The 13,182-nt window shown below is 38.5% G+C and carries 9 protein-coding genes; 4 read left to right on the plus strand and 5 right to left on the minus strand.

Annotation, left to right across the window (positions count from 1 at the left end):
- Positions 1-12: 12 nt before the first annotated feature.
- Together bglB and GXK58_RS05995 are read right to left on the minus strand one after the other, a co-directional pair.
- Positions 13-1,098: a beta-galactosidase BglB gene (bglB, locus tag GXK58_RS05990; RefSeq protein ID WP_160720760.1), complete on the minus strand. Its 1,086-nt coding sequence runs from the start codon at positions 1,096-1,098 to the stop codon at positions 13-15.
- Positions 1,099-1,249: 151 nt separating this feature from the next.
- On the minus strand, positions 1,250-1,909 hold the full coding sequence (locus GXK58_RS05995; protein ID WP_160720762.1) for a rhamnogalacturonan acetylesterase: 660 nt from the start codon (positions 1,907-1,909) through the stop codon (positions 1,250-1,252).
- Positions 1,910-2,298: 389 nt separating this feature from the next.
- On the opposite strand from GXK58_RS05995, the gene GXK58_RS06000 reads away from it, so the two are divergent.
- A complete protein-coding gene (locus tag GXK58_RS06000) occupies positions 2,299-4,902 on the plus strand; it encodes a rhamnogalacturonan lyase (RefSeq protein WP_160720763.1) in 2,604 nt (867 codons plus the stop codon).
- A 203-nt stretch (positions 4,903-5,105) separates the two neighbouring features.
- Here GXK58_RS06000 and GXK58_RS06005 read toward each other — a convergent pair whose 3' ends face one another.
- Positions 5,106-5,624: a methylated-DNA--[protein]-cysteine S-methyltransferase gene (locus tag GXK58_RS06005; protein WP_160720765.1), complete on the minus strand. Its 519-nt coding sequence runs from the start codon at positions 5,622-5,624 to the stop codon at positions 5,106-5,108.
- 212 nt (positions 5,625-5,836) lie between these two features.
- On the opposite strand from GXK58_RS06005, the gene GXK58_RS06010 reads away from it, so the two are divergent.
- Both GXK58_RS06010 and GXK58_RS06015 read left to right on the plus strand, forming a co-directional pair.
- On the plus strand, positions 5,837-6,715 hold the full coding sequence (locus tag GXK58_RS06010) for a DNA-3-methyladenine glycosylase 2 (protein ID WP_160720906.1): 879 nt from the start codon (positions 5,837-5,839) through the stop codon (positions 6,713-6,715).
- A gap of 123 nt (positions 6,716-6,838) precedes the next feature.
- On the plus strand, positions 6,839-7,270 hold the full coding sequence (locus GXK58_RS06015; RefSeq protein ID WP_160720767.1) for a hypothetical protein: 432 nt from the start codon (positions 6,839-6,841) through the stop codon (positions 7,268-7,270).
- A gap of 156 nt (positions 7,271-7,426) precedes the next feature.
- Here GXK58_RS06015 and GXK58_RS06020 read toward each other — a convergent pair whose 3' ends face one another.
- On the minus strand, positions 7,427-10,519 hold the full coding sequence (locus tag GXK58_RS06020; RefSeq protein ID WP_160720768.1) for a glycoside hydrolase family 2 TIM barrel-domain containing protein: 3,093 nt from the start codon (positions 10,517-10,519) through the stop codon (positions 7,427-7,429).
- Between the two features lie 160 nt (positions 10,520-10,679).
- Here GXK58_RS06020 and GXK58_RS06025 point away from each other — a divergent pair, with 160 nt between their 5' ends.
- Positions 10,680-11,528: a helix-turn-helix domain-containing protein gene (locus tag GXK58_RS06025; RefSeq protein ID WP_160720770.1), complete on the plus strand. Its 849-nt coding sequence runs from the start codon at positions 10,680-10,682 to the stop codon at positions 11,526-11,528.
- A gap of 57 nt (positions 11,529-11,585) precedes the next feature.
- Here the strand turns inward: GXK58_RS06025 and GXK58_RS06030 are convergent, their stop codons facing one another.
- The gene (locus GXK58_RS06030; protein ID WP_160720771.1) at positions 11,586-13,178 is read right to left on the minus strand and encodes a glycoside hydrolase family 5 protein; all 1,593 of its coding nucleotides are present in this window, start codon (positions 13,176-13,178) and stop codon (positions 11,586-11,588) included.
- Positions 13,179-13,182 lie beyond the last annotated feature (4 nt).

Below are 13,182 nucleotides of genomic sequence, written 5' to 3' on the forward strand. Positions count from 1 at the left end.
TCGATTTATTTACTAGATTCTGAAATACAAGTATTCTACTAATGCAAGAATTGCCATGGACTGGCCATAAGGCATTCCCGTTACAGGGATATCTTTATAAAACTGTTGCGTTTCTCCCATAGCCGTTCCAGCAGAAACATGCTGTAATTCTCCGTTTTCATCAATATTCTCAATTACTGCCTGTATGGCTTTCAGTCCCATGTCTACATACTTTTTATCGGTATAGCGCTTCCGGACAGCCTTTAATGAGCCAAAGGCAAAGCCAGCTGTACAAGATGCTTCCACATAAGAAGTTGGGTCATTCAAAACCGTATGCCATAAACCGCTTTCATTTTGAAGTGTTTCAAGAGCTTCAATTTGTCTGTTTAAGGTGTCTATTAATACCTGACGAACAGGGTCGTTTTCTGGTAAATCTACTAAATCCAGAAACTCAGGAATGGCAATTGTTATCCATGAATTCCCGCGGCCCCAAAGTGCTTCTGCAAAATTATGGTTTCCTTCAAAAGTCCAGCCGTGAAACCATAATCCAGTTTTCTTATCAAACAGATATTTAATATGTACCAAGAATTGTTTCTTCGCTTCTTCGATATATTCCTGCTTGTTCAGTAATAAACCTATTTTGGTTAATGGCAGGACACTCATCATTAACGTGTCGTCCCACAATTGTTGATAGTTTTCTGAGCCAAACACAACATGCTGAATTCCGCCATCCTTTGTTCGTGGCATGTCGTGATACAGCCAATCCCCCCAAGTTTCTAAATACGGAAGATAAGCAGGATTGTTTGTTTCTTCATACAAGTAGGCAAGTGTTAACATTTGCACCATTGTATTCACGTTTTTCTCGACCGGCGGTTCTTTAAACTGATCGTCGAACCATTTTACGATGATATGTAATACGTTTTCATTTTTTGTGAGTTTATAGTATTTCATCATTCCATATAGTCCAACGCCCGCTGTCCATTCCCAATAATTAAAGCTCTTATTATCTATTTTTCTGCCATCCGCAAGAGGAATGGCATACTTCCCGTCCGGGTCACTCAAGTTCACAAGATTATCAATGAGCAATTCAATTTTCCGTTCAATTTCAAGTCTGTGCATTTAACTACCTCCACTTATCGAATGTTATTTCAAAGGCTATCGGATAAAAGTGTTAAGGATTCACTTTTTATTATATGGGAACCTTATTTTCTGAAAAATTTAAAAATCAGGTTTCTTTTATTAAAAAACAGTGTTTCTTAAAACTATTTTTCTAATAATACACAAACTTTGAAATTGGTAACTCTGTCTCCTTAATGCATTCAGCGACAAGTTTCGCCATTTGTTTCGCACCTTTTTTCGTGAAATGAGTAAAATCTGTTTCATTAACCGATACCATAAAGAAAGGCAGGGTTTTGTCATAACCAATGGCCTCGAACAATCTAAGACTTTTTGTCATTAAGTCAATTAAAACGACATTCTCTTCTTCAGCAACTTCCTTCATTGCTTGGCAGTAATCTGGAAAATCGTTTATAAACCTTCCATTCTCTTTATGCAGTCTGGCAACCGGGGTAATCAATACTGGGTTAGCCTGACAGTTCCTAGCAGCCTCAATGTACATTTTTAGATAATCTTTATAGGTTGTAAATGGATCAGTATAACGTTCAGGTTTGCTTGCAGTGGCGTCATTATGCCCCATTTGAATAAATAAATAGTCACCTTCCTTCATTTTTTCTACTATTTTATTTAATCTTCCTTCCTCGACAAAAGTTTTAGAACTTCTCCCACCAATTGCATGATTGACGACATGAATATCTTCTGTTAGGTAATCCTGCAGAAATTCTCCCCATCCACCTTGTTCTTTTTCGCTGATCTCATAGGTTTGTACAGTTGAATCGGCAGCTAAAAATACTCTAATTTGATTTTCAGTCATAGAACACTCCTCATTCAGTAAGCTAAAGATTGTACTCTTAATAGTTACCATAACTAAAAACTGCCTGCCATTAGACATTTTTGCTTCTTTAGAATACCATATTGCACTTTTTTGCTAGATTCGTACCTTTTTGTAACCATACAATAATAGTTCATTTATACTGTGATATTAGGCACGAATCCTATTTTTCATTCCTTGACTTCACTGTATTTTCATCAAAATTAACTGAATTTTTTATTAGATTAACAGAATAATTAAAATATAATGAAGGTGGTTTTTTCATCATTCTTTATTTAAATGCATCGATACTTTGTTAGGAGGTAGATAGTTTTTTGTAAGCGTAAACATATTGACTGTCATTTCAAAGTAAATTTGGGAGGGGTAAAATTTTGAAAAAAAATTCCATTACTAAAAAGATCTTATCAAGTACAATCGCTATTCCACTCTTATTAACCAGTGTCTCAACTGTAACTGCAGCAGGAGTTCAGAACAACGCATTTCCCAGCACGTTTAAAGGCAAAGGGGTCCAATTAGAATACCTTGATCGAGGTTTAGTAGCGGCAGCAACGTCCGAGGGGGTATTTTTAAGCTGGCGTCTTTTGGCCAATGAGGTCAAAGGTCATTCTACTACCGGCTTAACGGGGGTTGATTTCAATGTCTATCGGGATGGCAAAAAAATAGCCACGGTAAACGACAGTACAAACTTTTTAGATAAAGAAGGTAAGGCAACTTCGAAATATTATGTTAGCTCGGTCCTAAATGGAAAAGAAATGGACCAAAGCTCATCAGTGAAAGCCTGGGAAAATTCTTACTATGATTTAGCTCTAAAAAAACCCGCTGATGGCGTCACACCAGCAGGTGAAAAGTACACTTATTCAGCCAATGATATGAGTGTTGGAGACGTTGATGGAGACGGGCAATATGAATTTTTTGTCAAATGGTACCCTTCCAATGCCAAGGATGTCTCACAGGTTGGCTATACAGGAAATACCTATATTGATTGCTATAAGTATGACGGCACTCTCCTCTATCGAATTGATATGGGTGTGAATATTCGTTCCGGTGCCCATTATACTCAATTCCTAGTATACGATTTTGATGGAGACGGCAAAGCTGAGATCATGTTTAAAACTGCACCGGGGACAAAGATTCTTAGATTCGATCAATCAGGTAACGTTACCTCGAAAAAATACATCACGATGCCGAAAAAAGACATTGATGCCGGATACAGTAATACCGATGATTATCGTATGAGCAAAGAAGATTATTATAATCATGTCGTAAAAATGTTCATGGACTGGGATAAGCAAGAAGAGGTAGTCAATGGTCATTGGCCAAAGACACTTGAAGAGTGTTTTGGAATTGAAAAGAAATATAACTACCCACTTTCCAAAGAAGATGCGGAAAGTTTGGCAGATTATTTCATGGATGTATATGCCCCAAGCAGAAGCGCCAATAACAAGCTAAGAAACTTTGAAGGATTTATTCTTGAAGGGCCAGAGTATTTATCCGTATTTAATGGGGAAACAGGTGCTGAAATGGATACCATCGACTATAAGCCTGGACGTCATGACGATGGTCTGATGTGGGGAGACTATGCGATGGCAAGGATTGAGCCGGGTAACCGTGTGGACCGATTCCTAGCAAGTGTTGCTTACCTTGATGGTGAAAAGCCTTATGCCGTTTTTGGCCGTGGTTATTATACAAGGACCAATCTTGTTACATATAGCTGGGATGGGAAAAAGATAAAAGAAAACTGGGCCGTTAACAGCGGATGGACACCAATGAGTAATCCCTTTAAAGACAGTCCACATGGTAAAGACGGTACGGATCCACAATTTGGATCAATTACTACACAGGGGGCTCACTCGTTAAGTGCTGCAGATGTTGATGGCGATGGAAAGCAAGAAATCGTTTATGGAGGAGCTACCATTGACCATGACGGGTCTCTGTTATACAGTTCAAAGGATACCTTGCCGCCACAAAGCTCATCACCTGGAACACTTGCCAGATTGGGACACGGGGATGCACTTCATGTAACAGACATTGATCCAAACAGACCTGGTTTGGAAACCTTTATGGTTCATGAGGGAGCAACAGGGGCTCCATATGGTTATTCACTCCGTGATGCTAAAACAGGTCAAACGATTTATGGTGGTTATACTGGTAAAGATACGGGTCGAGGTATGGCTGGGGATGTTGATCCATCGCATCCTGGTTTAGAAACATGGGCCGTTGGTTTATGGACAGCGGATGGGCAAAAAATTAGCAACACTGCACCAGGAACTAATATGAATATTAAGTGGGCCGCAGATATGACTACACAGATTGTGGACGGATCACGGGAAGTCACTCCTACAATTAAAGATTGGCAAAAGGGTATTGTGCTTACTGCAGAGGGGACAAGAACGAATAATGATACAAAGGGAAATCCTGGTTTAGTAGCGGATATATTCGGTGACTGGCGTGAGGAACTCCTTGTCCGAACTGCCGATAGCTCGGCCATCCGGGTTTACCTTAGCACGGAAGTTACAAATCATAAATTGTATACATTAATGCACGACCCGCAATATCGTGCGGAAGTGGCCAGACAAAATACAGCCTATAACCAGCCATCTTATACAAGCTTTTATTTGGCGAGTGATACGAATTGGGCCAATGTTCCTTTAAATGTTTATTGGACCCCGGGTGTCTTGTCAGTAATAGATAAGAAGGTGGAGGAATACAAGGTGACTGGAGAGTTAACAGGACCGATTGTTCCACAATTAGAAAACTCTCTAAAAATGGCGCAATTCCACTTGGAAAAAGGGTCAGTAGATATGGCACTGACTTTCATGGATAAGTTTGCTTCTGAGTTAAACAAGAAAGCGAATCAATCCTATCTATCATCCAATGCAAAGTTGAATCTAAGCCATGATGCAGGGGAAATGATTGACATGTTGGAAAAGGTGGATAAAAAAAATTCCAATATGGAGGAAAGTAATTCGCATTAAAGGATAGCCTGCTCAATTTGCGGAAACACGGCTCTTACTTGCGGATACTGTGTTTCAATTTGCGGATAAGCGGCTTTTACTTGCGGATACTGCGTTTCGATTTGCGGATACCCAGCCCTTACTTGCGATATATATGAAGCTTTAACTTGTTAAGGTGCTAAACAACTCATAATTTTAAGTTGTTTAGCACCTTTTTTAATGCATTATCCTTGTCGTTCTAATTCCAAAAGCCGGGTTTTCATCTCCAAGCCACCGCGATAACCAGTTAAAGCCCCATTCTTCCCTACCACACGATGACAAGGTACGGTTATTAATACAGGGTTCTTTCCGATTGCCGCGCCAACAGCCCTAACGGCAGCAGGCTTATTTATCGCATTCGCAATTTCGGAATAGGACCTAGTCTCTCCGAACGGTATCTCACATAATGCCTTCCACACAGCTAGCTGAAAAACGGTACCATTATAATCAAACGGAATGGTAAAGGACTTCCGTTTACCATCAAGGTACTCAGTCAATTCCTTCTCATACGCGATGAGCTTTTCCTGATCCTCAATAAGAGGGCTGCCAGGCAAATGTTTCTCTGCCCATGCTGTTAATTCATCAAAAGGTCCATTTTGCGAACCTACAAAGCAAAGACCCTTTGAGGTTGCCGCAATGTAAATTTTCCAATTACTATAATCGAACAATGACCAATAAATAATCGACTTAGTCTGAGATTTCACTTTCCCATTCCTCCGATAGATAATTATGTTAAAGTGTTATAATTCTATTATTCAAGCCCTAATAATGTTTAGGAACACTTATTTCGTATTATATCGCATCAATATCAAAAGAGTAGGGATAATCCTCTGAAATCGGGATATTAACATAAACTGTCACGGAGGTGATTTTTTTGACAAGTGTAAACCACTGGTTAAGTGTTGACGAAAAAATAATGATTAATTTACCGCCAGACTTTAATATAACTGCAAATCTAGGTTATCTAGCACGAAGCAAAAATGAATGTATGTTTGAAATTGACAATGGAACCATTACAAGAGTAATTAGAACATGTACAACCCATAGACTTGTCCAATTACATGTTAATGAGAAAAATCAGATGATTGTTCAATTTATTACCTCTTCCCCTCCTACTCCAGCTGAAGAGGTTGAGATTGTCCAATTCATTTATGAATGGTTTGATTTAGATCGGGATTTAATGCCGTTTTATAATATGGCAAAAGTTGATCCGCTCTTGAAGATACCTGTACAAGAATTTAAAGGATTAAGAGTAATAGGCGTGCCAGATTTGTTTGAGGCGCTCTGCTGGGGAATCCTAGGACAGCAAATTAACTTAGCATTTGCTTATACATTAAAAAGGCAGTTTGTTGAAAGATTCGGTTCATCCATTGACATAGATGGTAAAAAACATTGGATTTTTCCCTCTTTTAAACAAGTGGCGGGATTAACTCCAGCAGATTTAAAGGATATTAAAATGACAGTAAAAAAGAGTGAATATATTATTGGGATTGCCCAGTTAATGGACAGCGGAGAACTATCAAAAGAAAAATTAATGGAGATGAATTTTAAAGATGCAGAAAAAAGTTTAATTAAGATCCGTGGAATTGGTCCTTGGACAGCCAATTACGTTTTAATGCGCTGCTTACGTTTTCCTGAAGCTTTTCCGATTGATGATGTAGGGTTACATAACGCTATCAAGTTCTTAACAGGCTCTGAGAAAAAGCCCACAAAAGATGAGCTTAATGAGCTTTCATTAAAATGGACAGGCTGGCAGGCATATGCCACTTTTTATTTATGGAGAGTTCTTTATTAAATAAAAATTGCTCATTACGTTATTTTCTCTATAGATTATAGAGGATACTTAGTATGCATAATCGAAACCATATTTGTGAAGCCTTCTATTAATGAGTTATGTTGATGGAGGAATATGTTTTATATGTTTTCATTACGAGGGGATGCCCATAAAATTTATCTGCAACTAAAAAGGGCCTTGAACAATGAACAATCATTTAATTCCGTAAAGGAAATGAACCAAATCGAACAAATTCAGGACTTTTACATAACACTTGACAGCCCTACATTAAAAAAAATATATCTTTGCATGATTAAAGAGAAAAATGGCTCTGGAATGATTCCTATTCTTGTATCTGCTGGTCCTTGGCTGTTACTCCTATTCACGGAGCAATTACATAAATTTCTGTTTAAAGAGGGGAGCATGCTTTGGATTTTCTTTGTTCTCGCTTATATATCCATCCTTATCCTAAGTGTGATTCTTCATTTCCATGAAAAATCATGGGCTGCCGTTCATATCGAAATCATCCAAGAAATTTTACGAGAACGAAAACACGCACCTCAACTTGAAAGTTGATCATCATAAACCTAAAAAACAGACCATCATTTTGATGATCTGTTCGTTTTTTTATAAGTTATTCCTGTATAAAAATCCGACTAAAAAACAAACCCAGTTATAACCGTTCTTTACAGTTAATTATATCATTTTTATAGCCATTACTATTTTAAACACTTATAATACCGATATTGCAATCTTATAATTATAATAGCCCTTAGTTATTCGGTATTCAGGATGTATATTTTTCGTCCAGCCATTATCCCCGCCTACGCCAGCATGAATAGCATCCACATTTAGATAGATTTGATTATCTTTGAACAATTCATCGCTATAATTGGCACGGTCACAAGCTTCAATTGAGTAATCATGAATATCAAAATGAAATGGAACGGCTCCTGTTACGCATATACCATGGTCTTTGTCATCCTTAACTAGCAGGTATCTGACATCCTCCTTGCCTCCGCACTCGATAGGTTTAATATATGGTGTATATTGTTCAGCCACTGTACTAGTATATAAACCAATCAATGAGGCATCCTTGCGATCTTGATAATTCTCCCATGGTCCTCTGCCATACCAAGAAATTTGTTTTTTATCTTCAGGAAGAACAAAGGTCAATCCGATTCTTGGAATAGTTTCACTCAAGCAATTATTGATGACGTTTTTACTGATTTCTATTCCTTTACTTCCAATATGATATTGAGAAGACACCAACAATCTCCCTTCGTTATAGGAAGTTTCCGTGAAAATAAATATTTGGTTGTCTGTCACGGCTGTTTCAATACTTTGAACCTTACGCGTGAGTTCGTTCAGCCCCTCTTCTCTCCAATCAGAAGCATAATTATTTCCGTCTGCCTTTGTGCCTTCGTCTATTCCTGTCGCTGCCCGATAGAAATTGTCCTGACCACCAGAAAAGGTTTCTTCTCCCTGCAGAATCACTTTGGTAAACTCACATTTTGATTTATTAAAACAAATTTCTGTAAGGTCCCCTTGAATCAAAATTTGGTCTTCCGTTTCCACCATTGTTAACTTTTCACCTGAAAGACGAACATCTGTCCTTTTGAGAACGGACTCCTCTAGTGGAATTTGATAGAGATATACCACTTCTCCTGCCTTCGCATAAAAGGTATCCTCTTTTTGAGTAACCTTTATGTTAACAAAGGCTTCTCCGGTTATTTTTTCCGTATTTAACTGATATTCCAATGTCTCAGATTGTCCTGGAGCTGTAAAATATTGTTTCATCTCTCCACTATCGACAATTTTGCCATCACACTGCAGTTCCCAGATAAATCTTAGATGGCTAAGATCCTTAAATTGGTAGTTATTTTTTATCTTATACTCTCCAACGCCAAAATACGGATGCTTATAATAGAAAATTTTAATAGGTGACTGACCATTTTTCACTTCATAAGCTGCAGGTTTCCAACTTAAATCAGGGAACACTACCCCATTAAGGCACATATCTTCAACAGGATCCACTACATCTTCGCCAAAAGCGCCGCCATAAACATATTTTACAGTTCCGTCGTTACTTTTCTGTACCAATGCCTTATCCTGAAAATCCCAAATAAATCCCCCTTGAAAACGAGGATACTTATCTACCAAATCCCAATATAGTTTAAAGTTGCCATTACTATTACTTTTCGCATAAGCATATTCACACATAATAAATGGCCGCAAATCACTTGAATCTGCCATCGTATCCTCTATCCACGATACCTGAGGGTACATCGGGGCAATAATATCCGTGATATTGCTTCCGGGATTCATTGATTCATATTGGACATATCTGGTCTTATCATATTCTTTTATCCAACCGTACATGGCTGCATGATTGGCTCCCGCACCGGATTCATTACCTAGTGACCAAAGAATAACTGACGGATGGTTTTTATCCCTAAGTACCATTCTCGAGGCACGCTCGACATAAGCGGCTGTCCACTCAGGTGATGTACTCAACTGCCCGCCATATCCATGGGTTTCCACGTTTGCCTCATCTACTAAATAGATTCCAAGTTCATCACACAGATCGTACCATTCGCTTGCGTGAGGGTAATGACTAGTTCGAACGGCATTAAAGTTCAGCTTCTTCATGTTCATAATTTGTTGTCTCATATATTCCTTTGAAACAGTCCTTCCTGTTTCTGGACAAAAGGCATGCAAATTGACTCCACGAATAATCAGTCTTTTTCCGTTTACATAAAGGACACCGTCGTTACGAATTTCAATTTTACGAAAACCCACCTTTGTGCTCTCAATATCCGTTAATTTTCCTGTCCCATCTATCGTTTCCATAACTAGTGTATACAAATAAGGGTCTTCTGCTGACCATAAATTAGGATTCTCCACGGTAACGCTTGGAGTGGCGATAAACTTTGGATCGAGATAAAAACCACATTGTGCATAAGGCTGACTTTGAAAGGTAGTGATAAGGTTGTTCTCCGCGTCATAAAGACTTAATCTAACATAACACTCCCCATACCCTCTCACCGAATTATTTGGGGTAAGATTGACTCTCAAATCTGCTTGATCAAACGCTTCTCCATTAAATATGGTTTCGACCTTATAATCGAAAACACGTTGTTTCGCCTTAGCGTATAGTCTGACGTCACGATAGATTCCTGATAAATGCCAATAATCCTGATCTTCCAAGTAAGTCCCATCACAATACTGAAGGACCTTTACAGCCACTTCATTTTTCCCAGGTTTTATGGCATGAGTAATATCAAAGGCCGCATCCAGTTTACTATCCTGGGAGTAACCGATTTCAATCCCATTAACCCAAAGATAAAAACAGGATTCAACTCCACCGAATTCAATAAAGACGTCTCTTCCTTCAAAATAATCAGGAACTTCAAAATCCCTTCGATAATATCCCGTAAGATTATTTTCAGGTACAAATGGTGCATTTAATTCAACTTGACCTTCCGCGACTTCAATCTCAAATCGGGATTCAGACCCTTCTCTTTTAAAAGGATAGATCATATTGGTGTAGACTGGTTTTCCATAACCATGCAGTTCCCAATTCGAAGGAACGGGGATATCCTCCCAAGATGAGTCATCATAACCGACGGTTTCAAACCCTTCAGGTTCAACTAAAGGACTTTCTGTTAGGTTGAATTTCCACATGCCGTTCAGGCTTTGGACATACTTAGAAACAGATCGATCAGCTGTAAGTGCCTGCTCCACTGTTTCGTAGGCTCCATAGGGAGAATGCATCGGGTAACGATTTCTCTGTGTGATATACTGATTTTCCCAATCTCTCATAATCCTAATCTCCTTTTATCATATTTGGTATGGATAGTTTAATTCCTTGTGCTTATATATTTACAATTGTATATAAATAATGTTATTTATAAAATGTTAAATATGGTGTTTCTTTTATCCATTTTGGTATAAAACTATGAATATTTCTGGGGGAATTCCTGTGAAAATAGAGATGAGAAAAGATATAATCTACCGATGCATAGGGACCAATTTTTCAAATGGGATTCTAGCTTGCGGATATATGACCAAGCCCAACAAAGAACATTCTCAACATGATTTTCTGATTGATTACTATAGTTGTTTCATCCTCTTATCTGGCAGCGGGTACTACTACACAGAAGAAGATCACAAAATCCCTATTCACGCAGGGGATTTTGTGCAACGAATTCCTGGTGTCCGTCATTCGACAGAAGTCATCCCAGATGGCAGATGGCTCGAATTCTTTATCAGTTTTGGCCGAACAACCTATGATTATCTAAACAGTCTTAACCTTCTGCCTGACATTCCAGTAAAAAAGGTTAATTATGATGATGATTCCATACAAAGGTTCAATAGGCTCCTAGAACAATTAAAAGAGGCTGAAGATTCAAAGCTCCCCTCTTTGTCTCTATTGGCCCAGGAGATCGTCCTTTCCACTCTCTCTCCTATACAAAAAGCTTCACCTAAAGATTCCATGAGAGAAGCAATAGAAGAAGCTTGTCTCTTACTTTCTTTAGAGATGGAGAAGACCATCTCCCTAGAGGAGGTTGCTGCAGGACTAAATATGAGCTATGAAAATTTCCGAAAACAGTTCCGAAAATGGACAGGCACCTCACCCGCTCAATATCGAATTGAACAAAAAATGAAGCATGCCAAACTGATGCTTCATTCCGGTATGTCAATTAAGGAGGCCGCGCAACTCACTGGTTATAGTGATACGTATTCTTTTACCAAACAGTTTACAAAAACAGCAGGAGTTCCTCCAGGACGATATAAACAAGATTCCAACAATTATCAAATGGAATCTTGAATATCCAAAAATAAAAGAGGGAAAAGCTTTCCCTCTTTTACTATGAAAACTATAAAGTTATGACAAATATTGTGATTCTTCAACTATATTAATATCGATAAAATCCAATTGAACCTCTCCCTTCATGCATAGGAGGGACAATGAGTATCTATTAGAATCGAGATTTCTGAAAGAAGGGCTTTGAATGGTTGACCATTCACCCTTAACGTTTAATAAACATGTAAAGGTTTCACAACTCAGTTCAAGTACTCCGTCACCTCTTACGAAAATGGAAAATTGAATATCTTTATGGGATTTATCTGTCACAAATTCATAAATGAGGCTTTCTCCTTCCCGAATTTCCACGATTACATTTTCTTCTTTTGGTTCAGGTTCCCCTCCGTATCTGGCGTAATCTGGGACACCCGTTTTTCCATTTTCAAACTGAATCGATACAGGTTCGTTACATCGAAGCTCTGCACCTTTTTGCCGTGTGAGAATATTAGAATAATGAGTATAAAATTCACAATGAAGCCGAATCGGAACTTGTAAACGAAGACTATTAAAAACTGATTCATTCATCATTGGTGTTTGGATACTAAGTAGGAATTGATCAAATAAATGTGTAGCATCTTGTTGGGAAAGTTCTATCTCTCCATCAATGTATTCGGTAAGCTTGTTCCATCCTTCCGGGATTGAAAAGGTAACAGGTGAGTTGGTGCAATCCATTTTTTTGTAGGACCAAAAACTCCATGAAATGTCCAATCGGTCATACAAAGGGAAAATAGCCGAATACCACATTAGATTATTTTCTCCGCCTTCCCCCATGAATATGGGCAGGTTCACTTGATTCCTGTAATCCAAAAAGTAGACCAAACTTTCTTCGTCTGGAGGACTCCAATATTTATGGAATTGGAGCATCAGATTATCATCCAATTCTTCGGGTTTTAAACCGTCAAAAATTGAAAAATCTGTAGACCAATGAACTCCTTCCAGAATGATTAGATGATTCTTATCTACAGAGCGAATTTCATTTATCAATTCCTTATACAATGGAAGAACAAGCTCGTTATACTCGGAGAACCACTTTGGCAATGGTTCATTTAACAGGTCATAGCCTGCAATGATCGTTTCATTGACATACCGGCTAGCAATCTCCTTCCAAAGGGCAAGTAAATCTAGCTGATTTTGCCGATCTAAGAATAATTCAGGTTTATCATTAGCGCTATCATCAATATTTGTGCCGGTTTGTCCGCCAGGCGCCCCGTGCATATCCAGTATGATATAAAGGCCATATTTTTTGCACCATTCAATTAGACGGTCAATATGTCGAAATCCGGCTTCCTTCCACACATATTGATCGTCCTGATATTCGTATAGGAAGCGGGAATTTAAAGGAAGACGTACCGAATTATATCCCCTCGAAGCAATAAGTTCTATATCAAATTTTGTAATATAACTAGAAAAATAAGCTTCCCAAAACCTCTCTGCATATTCTTTTCCGCAAAGCTCTTCAATAAGTTTTTCCATTCGGCGGGGGCGGTCACACTTCGTATATAACTTCCACATATACCCCTCTGGAAGAAGCCATCCCCCTAATCCGAAACCGCGAAGAAGGATTGGCTCATCCCCATAATACAAGGATTTGTTATTCCTTTTAATAAATGTCATAGGA

It is taken from the genome of Bacillus sp. USDA818B3_A, assembly GCF_009928415.1.
Lineage (GTDB): Bacteria > Bacillota > Bacilli > Bacillales > Cytobacillaceae > Neobacillus.